Here is a 20095-nt window from a genome sequence, read left to right as displayed (position 1 = left end):
ACAGCCACTCCTTGGAGGGTCGTGCGGCAAGGTGCGTGAGGAGTGCGTCGGTGACGAGCTCGCCGACCGGCACCGTACGCCGGGACTTGGCGGTCTTCGGCGGACCGATCTTCCCGGACTGGAGGCGCTGGCGCTCGACGCGGATAGTGCCGGCCTTGAAGTCGACGTCCGACACCTTGAGGCCGAGCAACTCGCCTATTCGCAAGCCTGATCCGGCGAGCGTGACGATCGCCGCGCGGATGTACGGCGGCATAACGCGGGCCATGGCCTCGACCTGCACGACCGTGGGCGGGGTGACCTCCTCGTCCGGCATGGGCGGGAGCGTGATCCGGCGGCACGGGCTCGACGCGATGACCTTGTCCTCCACGGCCGCCGTCATGAGACGTACGAGGACGTCGTAGACGTTGCGCACACTGCCGGGACCGAGCAGCTCGGACAGGCTCTTGAAGAGCACCTGGAGGTCGTTACGACGTATCGCCGCCATGGCGCGGGAGCCGAGCGCCGGGACGAGGTGGAGCCGGAGCGCGTTGTCGGTGATGCGCTCCCCCGCCTCGCTGGCGATGAGTGACTCCTCCCACTTCTTCGCGTACTTCTCGAACGTGATCCGTCCGGCACGGGGGTCGACGTACTGGCCCGTGACGATGCTGGCCGTGACCTCGTCGAGCCAGCGCTGGGCGTCGATCTTGCGGTCGAAGTGGCGGGCGTGCTCCTTACCGTCGAGGTCTCGGTAGCGGGCCCGCCATTTGCCGTTGGGGCGCTTCTGAATGTTCGCCAAGTGGCTTCTCCCTTGGGTTGGTTATCGGTGATAGCCGCCGCCCTCGATGTGCTCGGTGAGGGTGCGGGCGTCGCGCTCATCGCCCATGAGGCGAAGGCACTGCTCGTGGATGGCCCGTGAGCTGTCGGGGTGGGCCTGGATGTAGTCGGCGATACCGACGACGGCGCGGTGCAGGCGGTCCTCGGCGTCGCGTGTCTCGTAGTACGCCTCGACGGCTTCCTGGACGAGTCGTCTGCTTTCGAGGTCCAGCCCTTCCAACGGCGGGGACAATGGAGGACGTGGAGGTCGTACGGCAGATCACCGCAGCCTTCAGTGCGGCTGACGAACGCCTCGGCGGCGGCCATGGCCTGACCACGGTCACCGCCTACCTCGCCGACACCGCCGCTCCCATGCTCCGCGGCCGCTTCCCGAACGAAGCCCTACGGCAAGCGGCCTTCGGCGCGGTCGCTGAACTCGCCTACCTCGCTGGGTGGAAGCACCACGACCTCGGCCAGGAAGGTGCCGCCCAGCGCTATTACCAGGTCGGCTACCAGCTCGCCTGCGAAGCCGACCCGCGCGGTCACGCCGCCTGGATGATGCGCGCTCTCGCCCATCAGTCCCTCAGCCTCAAACAGCCCCACCACTGCGTCGACCTGGTCGAAGGAGCCCTCACCCGCGGCCTGGGCCACGTCGACGGCCAGACCGAAGCGCTGCTGCACATCACCCACGCCCGCGCCTACGCCGCGGTCGGCGCGAAGCCCGCAGCGGCTCGTGCCCTGCTCGCCGCCGAAGACGCACTCCTGCGCGACGACGGCCCCCAGCCCAGCTACTCCCGCGTCAGCGGCCCGGCAGCCGGCACCGTCGCCAGCCACACCGCCCGCACCCTGACCGACCTCGCCGACCACGTCGGCACCGAGCAACAACACCGCGACGCCCTGGTGCGCTGGGACCCCGAGAAGTACAAGCGCGTCCACGCCCTCACCTACGCCGACCTCGGCGACAGCCTCGCCGCCCAGGCCCGCGCCGACGAAGCCGTAGCCGCCTGGTCCCAGGCCCTGACCCTGATGGAGGGCATGACCTCCGACCGCACCCGCAAGGCCATTACCTCGCTCCGCTCCACCCTCTCCATCTACCAGCGCCGCAAAGTGCCCGGAGCCGCCGAACTCGCCCGCCGCGCACGCGAAGCACTGGCCTAAGCTGCCACCATCCGGCCGACGAAGGGACACCAGCCGTGGCTCAGCGGACCACCGACGACCAGCCCAAAGCCCTGCCGCCCGCCCTCGAATCCATGACCCTGCTGGTCGCCGCCGTCATCGTCCACGACAAGGCCACGAACCGAGTCGTCCTCCTCCAACGCAGCCAGGACGCCAAGTTCGCCCAGGGCATGTGGGACCTCCCCGTCGGCAAGAGCGAACCCGGCGAGCCCATCACCGAAACCGCCGTACGCGAGCTTTACGAGGAGACCGGCCTGACCGTGAAGCCGGAGTCCCTGAAGATCGCCCACATCATCCACGGCGCCTGGGGCGTCGAGGCCCCCAACGGCTTCCTCACTGTCGTCTTCGCCGCCCACGAATGGTCCGGCGAACCCGGAAACCGCGAACCGCACAAGCACGCCCAGGTCCGCTGGGTCGATGCCGACGCCATCCCCGCGGAGTTCGTGGACACCACCGCCAGCGCCCTCCACGGCTACCTCGCGGGTGGTCCGGAAGTCTCCCTCGACGGCTGGCGATAGGAACGCAGACGCCCCTCATGAACCGAAACCGTCGCTGACGCCCCATCGGAGAAGCACACCGAGACCGCCAAGGTTCCGAAGCAGTAGCCTCCCTTCATGCTGCTCCACCACTTCACCAAGGCATGGCGGGAGATTGAGGCGGCCGGAATGATCGAGGCGAGGTGGCCCGAGACGCTGGACGGCCCGTTCACAACCAGGTTCGTGCACCTGTCGCGAAGCGACTCCGTGGACAGCCTCCCGGAGGCGATACGCCGGGAGGTGAGAGAGCGGATCACGGTCGAGATTTCCGACACTGAAGCGGTGGCTTGGCTACCGTGGCTGAGGCAGAACTTTCCCCAGGCCGAATGGAGCTTGGGGGACAAGCCTCGGACTCTGGCAGGGGCGGTCGTGAGAGACGGCGAAGCCTCACAGTGGTATGTCACTGCGCGCGCCATCCCAGCCGTACAGTGGCTCACAACAGTCGACCTCAACAGCGGATCCACGCTGTGGACGCCTGCTTCTCATGGCCGGTGAGGGCTTACCCGCTCGTGAATTAGCAGGCGACCTAACCTGATCAACGAGTAACCTCACCAAGGGGACGCCGGATGAGCGCGAGCGCCAGCCTCAAGCACGTCATAGCCACTCAGCTCCTCGAAAGTGACCTCATGTTCTCGCGTCGCTTCCTCGGCAGCGTATTGACAGATCAGGGAAATTCTGTCATTCCGGCCTTCTGCATGAACAATTACCTCTCGCTCTTCATCTACGAGTCGCACAGGACCCTAAAGGTCATCGACCCGCAGCGGGCGGCGCTCTTGGCATATAGCCACGAAGCCGTAATTGAGAAGGCGCGGCACAGCGTCAAGTTGTTCGACGGATCCAAGGTTGGCCACGCGGGCGTCCTCGGCGAATTCACAGCGATCATCGCCGCCGGTCGAGAGAGGTTCCTCAACAACACCTGGTTTCCACCGGCCCGGGTGTTGGAGACCGACCTTGGCGAGTGGCGCTACCGAGGCCGGCTGGTGACGACAACCCAGGTGGCCAGCTTCTTCATGGGCATTCCCACTATTGCTACGTCCGACATCCCTGTCATCGGCCGCACGCTCATGGCCGTGGCTGAGGCCCAAGCGCGCTTTGTGGACCAGGTGACTGGGTCACTGCCGTGGCACGGGTCGTCGTTCATGACCGCCATGAGCTTCGGAGAGCTCAAGAGCAGAGACCGGCGGTCTGAGCGATACTTCAAGCGCCTCTTCGATCCGGCCCTATCGGATGAGCTCACAGCGTCGCTGTCGGCCTTTCAATGCTCGCTCAACTTCCTCGACGTAATGTTGTCGGCTGACCAGACCGCCGCTTCGGCCGAGACGATGCTCAAACTCAGGTTCATCACGCTCTACCACGTGCTCTCAAGTCTCACTGAGCTTAAGGCCGAGTACGGCAGGAAGCTGAACAGTGCGTCCCTCGGCCTCCTGGACGCCATCCTGAGCCATCAGTCGAGCGGCACCATCATGCACGCGGATGGGCGGGGCTTCCGCAACACGCTCGTTCACTACACCCCCGAGGAGCGGGTCGTACCCCGGCTGTCTTTGAGCTTGCCGTACTACGGGCTGGTCGAGGCGTACTACCCGGCACACGACTTCACCACGCTGAGTCAGGAGCTCGGCGAGCACACGACGCGTGTGGCGATGCTTCTCGATGAGTGGGCGCAAAACTAGGCGCACTCGTGTAGATGTCAGCCTGCTCAGGACACGGGGCTCGATGTCTGCCCCCTGGAACCGACGACTGCGGTTTTACCGGATCGCCTCCATCGCTCCCGGTGTCGGCTCTACGCTGCGTCATGCTGGTGATCGCTGAGACGCAAGTAGGGGGGAATCATAAAATGAGCACGGAGATCGTGCAGTTGGTGGACCAGGCCACCCCGTACCTGACAGCTGCACTCGGAGCCTATGGCGGTGCGGTGCTAACTCGCGCGGAGGATGCGGCTGTCGACGCCACAGCCAATCTGGGTCGCCGACTCCTCCAGTTGGTCTGGTCCCGTCGCAACGAGGATGGGCAGGCAGCGCTGGACCGCGCGGTGCAGGATGCGGCCGAAGACACCGAGGACGCGGACGCCACGACCGCGCTGTTGTACCAACTCAAGCGAGCCTTGCGTGACGACGAAGACTTGCGTAGCGAGTTGGCCGCACTTATGCCCGAGTCATCTGGGACGGTGACGATCACCGCCTCAGGGAACCGGGCCATCGCCGCGCACAGCATCGGCACCGCCATCACCGGTGACCACACCCGGATCGGGGAGTGACGACTGAAAGCCTCCCCGAGGGAGCCCATATCCAAGCTCTGGGCCCTCGGTCGATTGCCGCTGGCATCATCGGCACCGCGGTCACCGGTGATGTTGTTCTGCCGGCCGAGGCGCTCAACGCAGCTCGCGACATCGAAGCACCCCCCGGGACCAGTAACTTGCCTCCACAGGGCCTCTGCTTGGGGCGCGAGGACGAGCTCGCCTGGCTACGAAACACACTTACGGTCAGCAACGGAACCGCAAGCACACAGGTTTCGGCGGTGCATGGCCTGGGCGGGGTTGGTAAGAGCACTCTGGCACTGGCCTACGCTCACCTTCATCGATCTGACTACGCGCTCACGTGGTGGGTTACCGCAGACTCCTCTGCTCGCATCGAACAGTCCCTCGCTGGTCTCGCTCTGCGTCTATTCCCATCGTGGGCAGGTAGGGCGTCTGAGCACGAGCGGCTCCAATGGACAATGAACTGGCTACAGTGGCACGCTGGCTGGCTCTTGATCTTCGACAACGTCGAAAACCCCCGCGACCTCGCGCCCTACGCCGGCGCCCTCAACCGTGGGCAACACCTAGTCACCAGCCGACGTGCCACCGGATGGCCCCGCACTACGCCCACCCGCACCTTGGGCACCCTGTCTGCCGACGAGGCCGCGGAATTGCTATATGCACATGCGCTGGATGGTGCTGCACCAACAGCCCATCAGCGCCAAGAAAGCCTAGCGCTCGCCTCCGAACTCGGCTACCTACCTCTGGCTTTGGAACAGGCCGGTGCCTACCTAAACCAGAACCCCACCGTCAGTATTGATGCTTACCGTAAGCGTCTGGGCGCGAAGCTAGACAAGGCCGCAGACGGCATCGACGCTGAGCGCACCATCGCACGTGTCTGGAGCCACACTCTGGAGGCCCTCAATTCAAGCAATCCACTCGCTGTCGAAATTCTGCACATCCTGGGGTGGCTCGCGCCCGAAAATATCCCCTCTCGCCTCATCGAGATCCTCGAGAACGACGCCGACGAGATCGCCGAAGCTCTTGGCGCCCTTCGGGCTTACAGCATGATCAGCTTCTCGCCTGATCGGACTAGCGTCAGCATCCATCGCCTCGTGCAAGTCGTGCTCCGCAACAACACAGCCCCAGATCTGGCCGCAGTAGGCCGTCGAGAAGCCGAAAAGGCAATCATCCGCATCCTGCCAGTCCCCTCACAGCCCGACGTGGAACTCCCACCGGAATGGGCAGCACTGACCCCTCACCTGATAGCCCTCGCCGCCAGTGCACCGCGCAGCCACCAGAACGAGTCGATCGTTACCGCCTACTTCATCGCCGCTCAACAGCTCAATTCACAAGGACACATGGCGAGTGCACTCCCGCTGCGAGAAGCCATCTTCAATTACTTTAAAACGTCTGCGGGAGATTCCGACACCGAAACAATACTGGCTCAATCAAACCTCGCCGCCTCGTATGAGTCGGCAGGCCACGTGACTCGCGCCGTATCCATGTACGAAGAATCTCTCAGCCAGTGCGAGGAGGTTTTCGGGCCCCAACATCGAAAAACTCTGGCAATTCGCGGTAACTTGGCTAGCGCCTACGAGTCGGCGGGGGAAACAACTCGAGCCATCTCCCTATACAAGAAGGTGCTCAAGCAGAGCATCCAGGTGCTCGGCGAGGACGATCCCGAGACCCTAACTATGCAAAATAACCTTGCTTACGCCTACCGAGTTGCGGGCGATCTAAAGCGTGCCATCCCGCTATACAAGGTCACCCTGTCTCAACGTGCGAGAACGCTTGGGGGTGATCATCCAAGCACACTGAACAGTCACAACAATCTCGCCACAGCCTACCAAGCAGCAGGGGATCTACAGCAGGCTATCTCGTTGTTGGAAAGTGTTCTCCCCCAGCACGAGGAAGTACTCGGAAAAAACCACCCCCAGACCATGACTGTCCGCAACAATCTCGGAATTGCCTACTCTGAAGCGAAAGAACTGAAGCGCGCAATCGCTATCCTTGAGCCCACACTCGCTCAACGTGAGAAATTCCTGGGAGACAATCATCCTGACACCCTGCAAAGCAGAAATAATCTCGCCACTACATACCTACTGTCTGGCGACCTGAAGCATGGCTTGCCTATGTTGGAGACGGTCCATGCACAGTACGAGCGAATCCTCGGAGATACCCATCCCCTTACGATTAACACCCGCCACAACCTCGCCAGCGGCTACCAGGCCGCAGGGCAGTCGCATCGCGCCGTAAGCCTTCTTGAGGCAACTCTTGCCCAGGCGGAAGATGTCCTCGGCAGCGATCACCCAGACACCATGGCGACGCGCTACAGCCTCGCCTACGCACGTCGCCAACGTGACGTCGAACTACGGCAGCGTCCATCAAGCACCTGACTGAAGTGCGCATCCCTCCGGACGTCGCCTTGCAACACGTGCTCGGCAAGAGCGAACCCGACGAGCAATCACGGAGACGGCCGTGCGCGAGCTGTACGAGGAGACCGGTCTGACCGTGAAGCCGGAGGCCCTGAAGGTCGCCCACATCATCCACGGTCCTGGGGTGTGGAGGCCCCGAACGGCTTCCTCACTGTTGTCTTCGCTGCCCACGAACGGCACACCTTGTCGGACAGGTCGCCGAGCTCGTCGACGACGGCCTGCGCCGTCCGGCGCAGAGCCTGCACGGCGGCGAGCTTGCGCTGTGCCCACCCCGAAGCGTCGAAACCCGCGGCGAGCTGCCGTGCAATGAGCTGCAAAAGCCCTCGGCGTCCGCGTAGAGGCTGTATGTACCCGCGGTGAGATCTTCGGTCAGTTCGGGGGAGAAGGGCACCGCCCACCCCCGTTCAAAATCGCTAGTCGGGTAGAGGCGGGGTGCCGAGCGCCTTTCGAACCGCTCTCGTGAAGCGTTCCCGGCTGAGTTCCCGTGCTTCCTTGTTGCGCTTGAGTACATCAACCATTGTGGATGCCTCGTCCATGGTTGCGGACAGCCGCTCGAAATTCTCCAACAGTGCTCCCTGCGCCTCTGCGGAAGCTTGCCGGTACTGCTCCATGCTCAGCATTACTTCGCGCAACAGGGGGTGACCATCGAGGTCTCGTAGATCTCGCCCCTGATCACGTGCGGCCTGTATGAGCTCTGCAAGTTGCCCCGTGCGCTGCCTGTATTCCTCTGTTGCCTCGGTCATGGCGTCGAGGGCAACCGGGCGGCCGTCGACCGCCGCTGTCGCGGCTTGGGCTGCTTCGATGAACCGGGTGGAGACCTCGACATCTTCCTGCATCGTCGCGGTCAGTTCCTCAGCCGCGTGTGTAACTTCCTCCGGCCCCAAGAGGGCTATGCGCCGTGCGCGTTCCGCCATACGGCCTGCGGCCTTTCCCAGATCATCGAGGCCAGTTGAGTCGGGCTCGTGCCCGTCTCCAGACGCTTGTGTGATGCGCAAGCACTCGTCCCACGCTTCGAGGAAGCCCTCATATGTACTGAGCCGTTGCTGCCTCAGCCAATGGCCATGCTCAACGGCACCTTGGTCCTGCACCTGTCGCCTCACGCTCTCAGCGTTCTTTTCGGCGCCGATTCTGGTTGAGCGTGCTGCGATGACGGCACCCATCACGGTTCCGACCAACCCGAACACCGCTGCCACCAGAGCGATCACTAACTCTTTCACAACTGCTCATCATGCCCTTGGAGTTGATGTTTAGGAACGGGGTGTTAGGTGGGGTCGGGTACGGCTGCGTCGGTCTCTGCGTGGATGCGCACGGCTTCCTCACCAAGGCACTCAACGCCGGAGCCCTGCCTCACGCCGGCGTGATGACCGCCGGCCTTTGGACGGCACCCTGTAGACCTCGGCGGTCCCGGCACAGCCAAGGCCCGCCCGGCCGCGGTACGCCTGCTCACGAGGTCGGCGACGGCGGTGCGGACGGCGCCCCGGCTGACACCGTGCTCCAGGGGACACTCGACGCCCGCCCCAGCGGGGTCATGCTCGCGCAGGCCCAAGCAGTCCGCACACAGTCCGCAGGACACCCGCTAGCGACCGTCGCACTCCATCGCCACCAATCGCCAAAAGGCCAGGTCAGCGACCCGAAGGAAACATCCCTGCAGGTCACCGACCTGGCCCATTACTAGGAGACCAAGAAGGCCTGACCTTCCGTCAGACTCTCCGGCTCGCGGCCTCGTCGGCCGCGTCGCCTCACTGACCGCACCCGGCCCATCCCGTTCGAGGAGGGCCGGGTGCGGTCGTCTGCGGCCGGACTCGCGTGGGTGATCTCGGTCATGGGTGACGGGTCATGCGTCGGAGTCACGGATCATGACTCCGACTCAACTCCCGTACCCATGGGCCCGACGGCAGGTGGACCGTCATGATCAGGTGACAGGTCTCGGTGCCCGCGCCTCGGTGGGCGTGGGGGAGTCGCCGTCGAAGGTGGCTGCCCCCGTACGGGCGGATGCTGTCGGGCATCCGCGGACTGCCCCTGGAGGTCACCGATGTGCTGGCCAAGTTCAAGTACGACGACCACAAGCCCGTCGGGCACCGCACCGCCGTCGCCGACCGCCTCGTCGAGCGCGGCCAGGGCCTGGACGTGCCCACCGCACAACAGCAGCTGCGCCGCCTGGACCGCATCGGTCCCTGGAAGCCCTGACCCCGCCGCTCCGCCGCTCCGCCGCTCCGCCGCTCCGCCGCAGGAAACGGATCCCGCCCATGCCCGCCTTCCGCATCGCCCCGGCCGTCGCCGACGCCTTCCCCGACGCCCTGATCGCCCTGGTCACCGCCACCGGCCTGCGCGGCCGTGAGCCCTGGCCGCACACCGCCGCCGCGCTGGAGGAGCTGGAGCGGCGGCTCGCGGAGGGTTCCTGGCGGCCCGCCGACGAGACCGACCCCCGGATCGAGGCGTGGCACACCGCCTACCGCTCCTTCGGCACCAATCCCCGCCGCATCCGTCCCAGCGTCGACGCCCTCGGCCGTCGTCTGGCCAAGAAGGGGACCCTGCCGCGCATCAACCCGGCCGTCGACTCGTACAACGCCGTCTCCGTCCGCCACGGCCTGCCCGCCGGCGCGTTCGACCTGGACCACGTCACCGGCGACGTCGACATCCGCCACGCGGATGGCACCGAGTCCTTCACCCCGCTCGGCGAGCCCGGCACCGTCGAGAACCCCAGGCCCGGCGAGATCGTCTACACGGACACCACCGATGTCCTGACCCGCCACTGGAACCACCGCGACGCCCACCGAACGCGCGTCACCGAGGATTCCACCCGCGTCGCCTTCCTCCTCGAAACCCTGTGCGCCGCACGCGACGGCCACCTCCTGAAGGCCGCGGCCGAGGAGTTGCGGGGCCTGCTCGCCCCGCATGCCGACCACATCGCCGTGCACTACCTCGGTCCGGCACAGCCCCGGGCCACTGTGTGAGACCCGCGGCGGCGTCTGTCCGACGGCCGCCCTACGATCGCGGCATGAGCATCCGCTGGGTGTACGCCTTCATCGACCGGCCGGGCGCGGGGGTCGCCCGCGCCCTGGAGTTCTGGACGGCCGTCACGGGCACGCGGGCCTCCGGAACGCGGGGTGAGCGCGGCGAGTTCGTCACCCTGCTGCCGGACGGGGCCGGCGACTGCGACGCCTGCGTCAAGTGCCAGGGCGTCGCCTCCGGGGACGGCGGCGCGCATCTCGACCTCGCCGTCGAGGACGTCCCGGTGTTCGTGGCGTCGGCGCTGCGGCTCGGCGGTGAGGCCGTCGCCGAGCACGACGGCTGGGCCGTGCTGCGCTCGCCCGCCGGGCAGTTGTTCTGTGCGGTTCCCTGGCAGGGTGAGTCGGTGCGGCCGCCCGTCGTCCGTGGCAGCCGGCTGGACCAGGTGTGCCTCGACGTTCCCCCGTCGTCCCACGGCGCCGAAGTCGCCTTCTGGAGCGGACTGCTGACCGCGGCCGGGTGGCGGTCGCTGCCCGGATCCCTCCCCGAGTTCCACGTGCTCCAGCCGCCGCCCGGTCTGCCGGTGCGCGTCCTGCTGCAACGCCTGGGCGAGGAACGGCCCGCCTCCGCCCACCTGGACCTGGCCTGCGCGGACATCGGTGCGACCCGGTCCTGGCACGAGAGCCTCGGCGCCACCCATGTCGCCGACCACGCCCACTGGACGGTGCTCCGCGACCCGGCCGGCGGCCTGTACTGCCTGACCGGGCGGGATCCGGAGACGGGCGGACTGCCGCCCGCGGCACACGGGGGGTCCGCGGCCCGGGCGAAGTGATGCGGTGTCACCTCCCCGTGGTACGGGGCTACCGCGGACCCAGGGGACTGCCGGCGGCCGGGCGGGGGGCGGGCTCGCGCCACATCGGCCACATGCGCGGGCCGTCCGGCAGGTCGAGGGTACGGCCGGTGAAGGCGAAACCCAGGCGCTCGTAGAGCCTGGTGCTGCGCTCGCTGCTGGCCTCCAGATACGCGGGCAGGCCCTCGCGGTCGCAGCGGTCCAGGACGTGCTGGACGAGCGCGCCGCCCAGGCCCTCGCCCTGGCGTTCGGGTACGACGCCGATCATCCACAGGTACGCGTGGGCACGGTCCGCCGGGTGCGACTCGGTCATCAGGCGGGTGATCTCCTCCACGCGCCGGTTCGCCGGGTCGACCGCTTCCCGCATCCGTACCGCCTCGTCCGACTCGTCGGGGCCCGCGCCTCCTTCCGACGCGTCGCCGGCGGGCACCGACAGCCACAGCGCGCACGCCGAGCCGTCCTCGGTGACGTCGATCCAGCCCTCGGCCAGCACCACGTCGGTGAAGGCGGCCATCAGCCGACGGTGGGTCGCACGGCGGTACACCTCACCGGGAAAGACCCAACCGCTCACGGGGTCGTCCTGGAATGCCTCGTCCAGCAGCCGCACGACCAGTTCCCGGTCGTCCTCTCCGGCCGCCCGGATCCCCACGCCCATCTCACGCCCCTTCACGTCAACCGACCACAGGAGTACGGGCGTTGAGCGTACTCGGTGCTTCGGTCGGACGAGGCGGCGGCGGGCCCCGCACACCGTGGGGCAGTGCGGGACCCGCCGGACCGGAGCCCTCGGTGACCGTACGGGTCAGGAGCCGTACGGAACCGGTGGCCCCGGGGTCTGCGCGCGCCGCCGGTACCTCGAGCCGGCGGGCGCTGATGCCCCGGAGGCGTCCGGTCACGTGGTGCGTCCGCGGATGCGTCCGGTGCGTCCGGTCACGTGGTGCGTCCAGTCACGTGGTGCGTCCGGTCACGTGGTGCGTCCGGTCACGTGGTGCGTCTGGTCACGAACTCGGCCAGGGCCAGCAGGCCGCCCGCGGCGACCGGGTCCGGGACGGCACGGGACAGGTCCTGGACGGCCTGGGCCATCCGGTCGGCCGCCTGGGACTGCGCCCAGTCCCGTCCGCCGGCCCGCTCCACCATCAGCGCGGCACCCTCCTCCTCTCCCTCCCTGTGGGGCCGGGCGTACAGCTCGGCGAGTTCACCGGCGGCCGGAGTGCCCGAGGTGAGCGCGGCGACCACGGGCAGGGACTTCTTGCGGGCGGCGAGGTCGGCGCCGGCCGGCTTGCCGGTGCGGGCCGGGTCGCCCCATATGCCGATCACGTCGTCGATGAGCTGGAACGCCAGCCCCGCCTGCCGGCCGAACGCGTCCAACGCCTCCACCTCGTCCTTGGCCGCCCCCGCGTAGAGCGCGCCGACGGCGCACGCGCACCCGAGCAGCGCGCCCGTCTTGGCCTCGGCCATGGCCAGCACCTCGGCGAGCGTGACCTCGTCCGGGGCACGGTGCTCCAGAGCCGTGTCCGCGTGCTGGCCCGCGCACAACTCGACGACACAGGCCGCGAGCCGGGCGGCGGCGGCCGGGGACGCCGGGTGCGGGTCCTCGGCGAGCAGCCACAGGGCCTGCGCCTGCAAGGCGTCCCCGGCGAGGATGGCGTCGGCGTCGCCGAACACCGTCCACACCGTGGGGCGGTGCCGGCGGGTGGTGTCCCGGTCCATCACGTCGTCGTGCAACAGCGTGAAGTTGTGGACCAGTTCCACCGCGGCGGCGGCCCGCGCCGCGTCCGCCCGCGCCCGGGCTCCACCGAGCGCGGCAGCGGCGGCGAGGACCAGCGCGGGGCGGATGGCCTTGCCCGCATTGCCCGTGGCCGGGGTGCCGTCCGCGTGCTCCCAGCCGAAGTGGTAGCTCGCGATCCGGCGCATGGAGCTGGGCAACGAGGCGACCGCCGACCGCAGTTCCGGATCGACCGAGGCCCGGGCACGGTCGAGGATGACCGCCGCGTCGTGCCCGTCGGATGCGGCCGTACCCGGCTGCGCCTGTCCTGCCGAGCCGTCACCGTGGCCGCTGTCACCGTGGCTGCCATCGGCGTGGCTGCCGTCACCGTGGCCGCCGTCGGCGGCCCGCGGGCCCGGCGGTGGCTCGCCGGTCACCGACCCCGAGGTCACCGCGCCCACCGGCCGCGCGGTCCCCGCCGCACGCCGCGCGCCGGGCGGACGCGGTGTCGTCTCCGTCATGAACTCGGCCATCCGCTCCCCCTCGGAGAGTCCGCGAACACTGGCGTCTGCGCTGCTGGAGCCGGATCCGCACCCCCGGGGTGTAGTACCCGGACCGGCGGGCGGGAACACCGCGGGCGGGCACGGAAGGTCAGTGCCAACGGCCGACCTCGATGTTCTCCAGGACCCCCAGCGCGTCCGGGACCAGTACCGCCGCCGAGTAGTAGGCCGTCACCAGGTACTTGACGATCGCCTGCTCGTTGATGCCCATGAACCGCACGGACAGGCTCGGCTCGATCTCGTCCGGGATGCCCTTGGCGCGCAACCCGATGACACCCTGGTCCTCCTCCCCGGTGCGCATCGCGATGATCGAGCTGGTCCGGGCCTCGGTGACCGGGATCTTGTTGCACGGGAAGATCGGCACGCCGCGCCAGGTGGGGATGCGGTTGCCGCCGATGTCGATGGTCTCGGGCACCAGCCCGCGCCTGTTCAGCTCGCGGCCGAACGCGGCGATCGCGCGCGGGTGGGCGAGGAAGAGCTTGGTGCTGCGGCGGCGGCTGAGCAGCTCGTCCATGTCGTCCGGGCTCGGCACGCCGTCGTGCGGCTGGATCCGCTGGTCGTACTCGCAGTTGTGGAGCAGGCCGAAGTCGCGGTTGTTGATCAGCTCGTGTTCCTGACGCTCCTTCAGCGCCTCGACGGTCAGCCGGAGCTGCTGCTCCGTCTGGTTCATCGGCTGGTTGTAGAGGTCGGCCACGCGCGTGTGGATGCGCAGGACGGTCTGCGCGATGCTCAGTTCGTACTCGCGGGGCCTGGCCTCGTAGTCGACGAAGGTGTGCGGGATGTCCGGCTCACCGCTGTGGCCGGCGGCAAGGGCGACCTCCTTCTCCCCGTACTTGTTGGTGCGCTGCCCGGGGATCGAGCGCAGCCGCCGAAGGTGGTCGCGCAGCGAGTCGGCGCGCTCGGCGACCTGCTCGAAGTCGTGCCGGGACAGGATCAGGACCGTACACGCGGTGTCCGCGCGGACCGTGTACTCCCAGATGGCCTCCGGGTCGAGGAGCGCCTGATCGCCGAAGTAGGCACCGTCGGCGAGAACACCGAGGACCTGGTCGTCGCCGTACGGGCCGGTGCCGACCTTCTCGGCCCTGCCGTGCGCGAGCAGGTACACCTCCTCGGACTGGTTGCCGAACGAGGCGATCACCTGCCCGGCGCCGATCTCCCGCTGGCGGCAGCGCTGGGCGAGCTCGGAGAGCACGTCGTCGTCCTCGTACCCCCGCAGCGCGGGCAGTTCGCCGAGTTCGGCGGGGATCACCTCGACGCGGTCGCCGGTCTTCACGAACGTGATCCTGCCGTCGCCGACGGCGTAGGTGAGCCGCCGGTTCACCCGGTACGTGCCGCCCTGCACGTCGACCCATGGCAGCATCCGCAGCAGCCAGCGCGAGCTGATCTCCTGCATCTGAGGAACGGACTTGGTGGTGGTGGCCAGGTTCCGCGCGGCCGCGGTGCCGAGGCTCTGCTGCGGCCGGTCCTGCCCCGTGCGGACCTCTTCGCCTACCGACATAGAGAATTGCCCTCCCGCTCATGACCGGCACATTCGGCGCCGGGCATCGATTTGCAGGCGCCAGCCTTCCATCACGCAGCGTGCTCGTGCTATTACACGAAAGAGCGGGAATGGATCACCGTCGCGTCGGGCACACATGGGGACCACGTCCGGCAGGATCCGACAGCGACAGCGACGGCGGCGGCGTCCGGCCACGAGCGACCGCGAGGACGACCGGCGACAATGGCCTGATGACCAGCTCCGCCGCCCCCGACCCCGCCGCGCTCTCCCCCCGCCTCCCCTCCCCCGTGCAGGAGCTCGCCGACGACCGCTTCACGCGCCGCGGCCTGCGTCTGCTGCTCAAGCGCGACGACCTGATCCACCCGGAGCTGATCGGCAACAAGTGGCGCAAACTCGTCCCCAACCTGCGGGCCGCGGACGGCCGGACGATCGTCACCTTCGGCGGTGCCTACTCCAACCACCTGCGGGCCACCGCGGCCGCGGGCCGTCTCCTCGGCCTGCGCACGGTCGGTGTCGTGCGCGGCGAGGAACTGGCCGACCGCCCCCTCAACCCCTCCCTCGCCCGGTGCGCGGCCGACGGGATGCGGCTGTGCTTCGTCGACCGGTCGACGTACCGGAACAAGACGGATCCGGGGACGCTGGCCGGCATTCTGCGCGCGGCCGGCGCCGAGGAGGCGTACGTCGTTCCCGAGGGCGGGAGCAACGCGGAAGCCGTGCGCGGCTGCCAGGCCCTGGGCGAGGAACTGCGCGGGCACGCCGAGGTCGTGGCCCTCGCCTGCGGCACCGGCGGCACGCTGGCGGGCCTGGCGGCCGGCCTGGCTCCCGGGCAGCGCGCCCTGGGCATACCCGTCCTCAGGGGCGGGTTCCTGACCGCCGACATACAGTCCCTCCAGGAACGCGCCTTCGGGGCCCGCCGCGGCGCCTGGTCCCTCGACGACCGCTTCCACTTCGGCGGCTACGCCCGTACCGGCCCCGAACTCGACGCCTTCGCCGATGACTTCGAACAGCGCCACGGCGTCCCCGTGGAACGTCTCTATGTCGCCAAGGTGCTGTACGGACTTGTCGCCCTCGCCGACGAGGGGGCCTTCCCGCGCGGCACCACCGTCGCCGCCGTGGTCACCGGCCGCCCCTTCCCGTGACGGTTTCCGTGTCGGTTTCCGTGACGGATCCGCGCCGGTTTCCGCGACGACAGGCCCGGCTAGGCCGCTTCCCGGTAGGCGGCCGCCTCCTCGAGGTCTAGCCTGCGCAGCAGGGTGCGCAGCATCTCGTCGTCGATGTAGCGCCCGTCGCGCAGCCGTACGAAGACGGCCCGCTCGGCGCCGATCATGTCCCGGGACAGACGGCGGTAGGTGTCGTCCACCGATTCGCCGGTGACCGGGTTGGTCTGACCGAGGCGTTCCCAGACGGCGTTGCGACGGCGTTCCAGGACCGCGCGGAGCCGGTCGGCGAGCGGCGGCGGCAGAGTGTTGCGCTCGTCGGCGAGGAGTTCCTCCAGGCGCCGCTCGGCGGCCAGTGAGGCCTGCGCCTGGGCGTTGGCCTCGGCGAGCGTGGCGGCCTGCGCGTCGGGCCCGGGGAACTTCAGGGCACGGATCATCGGGGGCAGGGTCAGGCCCTGCGCCACCAGCGTCCCGATGACCGTGGTGAAGGTCAGGAAGAGCAGCAGGTTGCGCTGCGGGAACGGCCCGCCGCCGTGCACCGTGACCGGGATGGAGAAGGCGATGGCCAGGGAGACCACACCCCGCATCCCGGCCCACGCGGTGACCATCGCGCCCCTCCAGGTGGGGTTCTCCTCCCGTTCCCGGACCCTCCGGAACAGCAGCCGGGGCAGGAACGCCGCCGGGTACACCCACACGAACCGGGCCGCGACGACCACGAGGAAGACGGCGACCGCGTACCAGGCCGCCTGGGCTCCGGTGTACTCCTCCAGGCCCCCGAGGACGATCGGCAACTGGAGTCCGATCAGGGCGAACACCGCGGACTCCAGGACGAACGCGACCATCTTCCACACCGCCTCCTCCTGGAGCCGGGTGGCGAAGTCGACCTCCCACGCGCGGTGCCCGAGGTAGAGGGCGACGGTGACGACGGCGAGCACCCCCGAGGCGTGCACCTGCTCGGCGACGGCGTAGGCGGCGAACGGGATCAGCAGGGAGAGCGTGTTCTGGAGCAGCGCCTCCTTCAGGTGCGTGCGCAGCCAGTGCAGCGGCGCCATCAGCACCAGCCCGACGCCCACGCCGCCGAACGCCGCGACCAGGAACTCCTCCACTCCCCCCGACCAGGTAGCGCCCTCGCCGACGGCCGCGGCCAGCGCGACCTTGTAGGCGGTGATCGCGGTGGCGTCGTTGAGCAGGGACTCGCCCTGCAGGATCGTGGTGATCCTCGAGGGCAGTCCGACCCTGCGGGCCACGGCCGTCGCCGCGACCGCGTCCGGCGGCGCCACCACCGCGCCCAGCACCAGCGCCGCCGTCAGCGGCAGCCCCGGCACGATCAGGTACGCGGCCCAGCCGACCGCGAAGGTCGCGAACAGCACGTACCCGACCGAGAGCAGCGCCACGGGCCGCAGTTGCGCGCGCAGGTCGAGGTAGGAGCTGTCGATGGCCGACGTGTACAGCAGCGGAGGCAGCAGCAGCGGCAGCACGACCTTGGGATCGAGCGTGTAGCCGGGCACGCCCGGGATGTACGAGACCGCCAGCCCCGCGGCGACCAGCAGCAGCGGGGCCGGCACGGGGGTGCGCCGGGCGGCCCCGGCCACCGCGGCGCTGCCCGCCACCAGCAACAGCAGCGGCATCACGTCCATCGTCCTCGCCCGCCCATCGTTGTCGTCCTGCCACGCTTTTTCCGCGCGGTCACACGCGCGCCCGTCGTAACCTGGCAATCATGAAACAGTGCACGCACGCCGACGCGCTGCCGTATCCGGAGCCCGAGCCCCGCAGCGAAACGTGTCTGGAGTGCCTGGCGGAGGGTACGCACCCGGTGCAGCTGCGGCTGTGCCTGACCTGTGGCCATGTGGGGTGCTGCGACTCCTCGCCGCACCAGCACGCGACGAAGCACCACAAGGACAGCGGCCACCCGGTGATGCGGACCTTCGAACCCGGCGAGGACTGGCGTTGGTGCTTCGTGGACCACGTGCTGGCGTGAGCGGAATTCCGGACGGTTCGAGCGTCTGACGTCTGGGTACGTCAATCCGGCGCGCGCTGTTCCCATTTGGGCCCGCCGAACCTCTAGCCACGGAGCGTATCCGTAGGTTTACTATGAGTGACACAATGGGGTCGGGGTCCCGGGACAGGAATGTCGAGAGCGCGGTAGCGTCACCGCTGAACCACCAATCGCGTGACCCGGGGGGCTTACCCTCGGCCCCGAGAGAGCTTGTACCACCTTGGAGGTGAGGGTGTCCCAGATCGCAGGCGAGCCCGCGGCGAACCAGGACTTCGTGGAGGTCCGGCTGCCGGCTGCGGGTGCCTACCTGTCGGTGCTGCGCACGGCCACGGCCGGCCTGGCGGCCCGTTTGGACTTCACCCTCGACGAGATCGAGGACCTGCGCATCGCGGTGGACGAGGCCTGCGCGATCCTGCTCCAGCAGGCCGTGCCCGGCTCGGTGCTCAGCTGTGTCTTCCGGCTGGTCGACGACTCGCTCGAGGTCACCGTCTCGGCACCCACCACGGACGGTCACGCCCCTTCGCGGGACACCTTCGCCTGGACCGTCCTGTCCGCCCTCGCGGGCAAGGTCTCCTCCGCCGTGGACGAGGACAAGACCGTTTCGATCAGCCTCTACAAACAGCGCGGCGCGGGACCCGGGCCGGCGTGAGGAACGGGGACGGGCCGGTGCGGGACGAAGAGCGCGGCACACGGGAGCTGCCGGTCGAGGGCGGGATTCCGCCCCGCCCGGACGGGGCCGGAGCCAGGGGCGAGGACGCTCCGGCCGGCCGGAGCGGTCCGGCCGGTCAGAGCGGTCCAGGCCGTCAGAACGGCTCGGGCGGTCAGAACGGCTCGGGCGGTCAGGACGGTCCGACGGGGCCTGCGCACCCCGTGGGCATCGACGGCATCCCGGAGCAGGCGAGGCCGCACCCCGACGACGAACCGCTTCCGCTCGGCCTGCCGGGCGAGGAGCGGCGGGAGCGGGACGACGCCGTGCAGGGCGCGCCTCCACCGGCGCGGAGCGGTGTCTCCGCCGCCCATGGGGGTCCCTCCACTCGGCCCAGGCCGAGGGCGGGGGAGGAGGCGAGGGCTCGGGGAAGGGCAACGGGCGGGACGATGAGCGGGCACGAGCGAAACTCCGACGACGAGGCGCATTCCGTGCACGGCACACAGCACGCCTCGCAGGACCGCAGTGGCGCACGCGCGATGTTCGTCGAGTTGCGGACGCTGAAGGAGGGCAGCCCGCAGTACGCGGAGCTGCGCAATCAGCTCGTCCGCATGCACCTGCCGCTCGTCGAGCACCTCGCGCGCCGCTTCCGCAACCGCGGGGAGCCGCTGGACGACCTGACCCAGGTGGCCACGATCGGCCTGATCAAGTCGGTCGACCGGTTCGACCCGGACCGCGGCGTGGAGTTCTCGACATACGCCACCCCGACGGTCGTCGGTGAGATCAAGCGGCACTTCCGGGACAAGGGCTGGGCGGTGCGGGTGCCGCGGCGGCTGCAGGAGCTGCGGCTGGCGCTCACCACGGCGACGGCCGAGCTGTCCCAGCTGCACGGCCGCTCCCCCACGGTGCACGAGCTGGCCGAGAAACTCGCCATCTCCGAGGAGGAGGTCCTGGAGGGCCTGGAGTCGGCCAACGCCTACTCCACGCTGTCGCTGGACGTCCCCGACACCGACGACGAGTCCCCGGCGGTCGCGGACACCCTCGGCGCCGAGGACGAGGCGCTGGAGGGCGTGGAGTACCGCGAGTCGCTGAAGCCGCTGCTGGAGGACCTTCCGCCGCGCGAGAAGCGCATCCTGCTGCTGCGCTTCTTCGGCAACATGACCCAGTCCCAGATCGCGCAGGAGGTCGGCATCTCCCAGATGCACGTCTCCCGGCTGCTGGCCCGCACCCTGGCCCAGCTGCGCGAGAAGCTCCTCGTGGAGGAGTAACAACACCCGGACAGGGGCCGCCCGGCCACCCCACCTGGCCCCTCCCGCCCGTCCCGGACACCGCACGGCCACAGCCACGTGCCCCGGGACACGGCCCCGGCCCCTCCACCACGTCTACGGTCCCTCACGACGCGCACCGCCCCCAGGGTTCCCACGGGACCGACCGGGACGTCACACGGCTACCGCCGCCCGGCCCCTTCCAGGCCTCCACCACGGCTGCGGTCTCTCGTGACGCGCACCACCCCCAGGGCTCCCACAGCACCGACCGGGACGCCACACGGCTACCGCCACACG

Annotated in this window: 17 protein-coding genes and 4 pseudogenes; 14 read left to right on the top strand and 7 right to left on the bottom strand. The window is 68.9% G+C overall.

All coding sequences use genetic code 11. The features are described 5' to 3' along the window. Both ABZ484_RS25335 and ABZ484_RS25330 read right to left on the bottom strand, forming a co-directional pair. A partial coding sequence (locus tag ABZ484_RS25335) for a site-specific integrase (RefSeq protein ID WP_358868211.1) occupies nt 1-775 on the bottom strand: 775 nt, incomplete at its 3' end. Nucleotides 776-796: 21 nt separating this feature from the next. Next, a pseudogene (locus ABZ484_RS25330) lies at nt 797-1045 on the bottom strand (XRE family transcriptional regulator); the annotation flags it as partial. A gap of 2 nt (nt 1046-1047) precedes the next feature. Between ABZ484_RS25330 and ABZ484_RS25325 the strand changes: the two are divergent. From ABZ484_RS25325 to ABZ484_RS25295, 7 genes and pseudogenes are all read left to right on the top strand, one after another. Continuing rightward, nucleotides 1048-1950 (top strand): annotated as a pseudogene (locus tag ABZ484_RS25325) (tetratricopeptide repeat protein); the annotation flags it as partial. A gap of 35 nt (nt 1951-1985) precedes the next feature. Then, entirely contained in the window at nt 1986-2486 is a 501-nt protein-coding gene (locus ABZ484_RS25320) for an NUDIX domain-containing protein (protein WP_358868210.1), read from the top strand. Nucleotides 2487-2582: 96 nt separating this feature from the next. Continuing rightward, nucleotides 2583-2999, top strand: a complete 417-nt coding sequence (locus tag ABZ484_RS25315) for a hypothetical protein (RefSeq protein WP_358868209.1) — start codon at nt 2583-2585, stop codon at nt 2997-2999. Nucleotides 3000-3070: 71 nt separating this feature from the next. Next, the gene (locus ABZ484_RS25310) at nt 3071-4174 is read left to right on the top strand and encodes a hypothetical protein (protein ID WP_358868208.1); all 1104 of its coding nucleotides are present in this window, start codon (nt 3071-3073) and stop codon (nt 4172-4174) included. Nucleotides 4175-4338: 164 nt separating this feature from the next. Next, nucleotides 4339-4758 (top strand): hypothetical protein, encoded by a 420-nt coding sequence (locus ABZ484_RS25305; protein ID WP_358868207.1) that lies wholly within the window; start codon nt 4339-4341, stop codon nt 4756-4758. Then, nucleotides 4755-7136, top strand: a complete 2382-nt coding sequence (fxsT, locus tag ABZ484_RS25300; protein WP_358868206.1) for an FxSxx-COOH system tetratricopeptide repeat protein — start codon at nt 4755-4757, stop codon at nt 7134-7136. The genes ABZ484_RS25305 and fxsT overlap by 4 nt, the downstream gene beginning before the upstream one ends. A gap of 41 nt (nt 7137-7177) precedes the next feature. Further along, nucleotides 7178-7349, top strand: a pseudogene (locus ABZ484_RS25295) (NUDIX domain-containing protein); the annotation flags it as partial. Nucleotides 7350-7588: 239 nt separating this feature from the next. Here ABZ484_RS25295 and ABZ484_RS25290 read toward each other — a convergent pair. Then, nucleotides 7589-8392, bottom strand: coding sequence for a hypothetical protein (locus tag ABZ484_RS25290; RefSeq protein ID WP_358868205.1), 804 nt, complete (start codon nt 8390-8392; stop codon nt 7589-7591). A gap of 760 nt (nt 8393-9152) precedes the next feature. Between ABZ484_RS25290 and ABZ484_RS25285 the strand changes: the two are divergent. The 3 genes and pseudogenes from ABZ484_RS25285 to ABZ484_RS25275 all read left to right on the top strand — a co-directional run. Next, nucleotides 9153-9362: pseudogene (locus ABZ484_RS25285) on the top strand (FMN-binding negative transcriptional regulator); the annotation flags it as partial. Nucleotides 9363-9421: 59 nt separating this feature from the next. Further along, a complete protein-coding gene (locus ABZ484_RS25280) occupies nt 9422-10129 on the top strand; it encodes a phenylalanine--tRNA ligase beta subunit-related protein (RefSeq protein WP_358868204.1) in 708 nt (235 codons plus the stop codon). Between the two features lie 44 nt (nt 10130-10173). Further along, nucleotides 10174-10956, top strand: coding sequence for a VOC family protein (locus ABZ484_RS25275; protein WP_358868203.1), 783 nt, complete (start codon nt 10174-10176; stop codon nt 10954-10956). Nucleotides 10957-10984: 28 nt separating this feature from the next. On the opposite strand, the gene ABZ484_RS25270 is transcribed toward ABZ484_RS25275, so the two are convergent. The 3 genes from ABZ484_RS25270 to ABZ484_RS25260 form a co-directional block, all read right to left on the bottom strand. Next, nucleotides 10985-11629 carry a GNAT family N-acetyltransferase gene (locus ABZ484_RS25270; protein WP_358868202.1) on the bottom strand — a complete coding sequence of 215 codons (645 nt, stop codon included), beginning with the start codon at nt 11627-11629 and terminating at the stop codon, nt 10985-10987. 323 nt (nt 11630-11952) lie between these two features. After that, on the bottom strand, nt 11953-13209 hold the full coding sequence (locus ABZ484_RS25265; protein WP_358868201.1) for a family 2 encapsulin nanocompartment cargo protein polyprenyl transferase: 1257 nt from the start codon (nt 13207-13209) through the stop codon (nt 11953-11955). 118 nt (nt 13210-13327) lie between these two features. Beyond that, entirely contained in the window at nt 13328-14734 is a 1407-nt protein-coding gene (locus tag ABZ484_RS25260) for a family 2B encapsulin nanocompartment shell protein (RefSeq protein WP_358868200.1), read from the bottom strand. A 230-nt stretch (nt 14735-14964) separates the two neighbouring features. Between ABZ484_RS25260 and ABZ484_RS25255 the strand changes: the two genes are divergently transcribed. Beyond that, nucleotides 14965-15873: a pyridoxal-phosphate dependent enzyme gene (locus tag ABZ484_RS25255; RefSeq protein ID WP_358868199.1), complete on the top strand. Its 909-nt coding sequence runs from the start codon at nt 14965-14967 to the stop codon at nt 15871-15873. Nucleotides 15874-15932: 59 nt separating this feature from the next. On the opposite strand, the gene ABZ484_RS25250 is transcribed toward ABZ484_RS25255, so the two are convergent. Next, nucleotides 15933-17528 (bottom strand): Na+/H+ antiporter, encoded by a 1596-nt coding sequence (locus ABZ484_RS25250; RefSeq protein WP_358868198.1) that lies wholly within the window; start codon nt 17526-17528, stop codon nt 15933-15935. Between the two features lie 80 nt (nt 17529-17608). Here ABZ484_RS25250 and ABZ484_RS25245 point away from each other — a divergent pair, with 80 nt between their 5' ends. From ABZ484_RS25245 to ABZ484_RS25235, 3 genes are all read left to right on the top strand, one after another. After that, nucleotides 17609-17869 carry a UBP-type zinc finger domain-containing protein gene (locus tag ABZ484_RS25245; RefSeq protein WP_358868197.1) on the top strand — a complete coding sequence of 87 codons (261 nt, stop codon included), beginning with the start codon at nt 17609-17611 and terminating at the stop codon, nt 17867-17869. 250 nt (nt 17870-18119) lie between these two features. Further along, nucleotides 18120-18536 carry an anti-sigma regulatory factor gene (locus ABZ484_RS25240; protein WP_009190566.1) on the top strand — a complete coding sequence of 139 codons (417 nt, stop codon included), beginning with the start codon at nt 18120-18122 and terminating at the stop codon, nt 18534-18536. 17 nt (nt 18537-18553) lie between these two features. Continuing rightward, nucleotides 18554-19801, top strand: a complete 1248-nt coding sequence (locus ABZ484_RS25235; RefSeq protein ID WP_358868196.1) for a SigB/SigF/SigG family RNA polymerase sigma factor — start codon at nt 18554-18556, stop codon at nt 19799-19801. Nucleotides 19802-20095 lie beyond the last annotated feature (294 nt).

The sequence above is a fragment of the Streptomyces sp. NPDC006393 genome (genome assembly GCF_040628575.1).
Lineage (GTDB): Bacteria > Actinomycetota > Actinomycetes > Streptomycetales > Streptomycetaceae > Streptomyces.
Note: the sequence above shows the minus strand (reverse complement) of the source record. Positions and strands in the feature narration are given on the sequence as shown.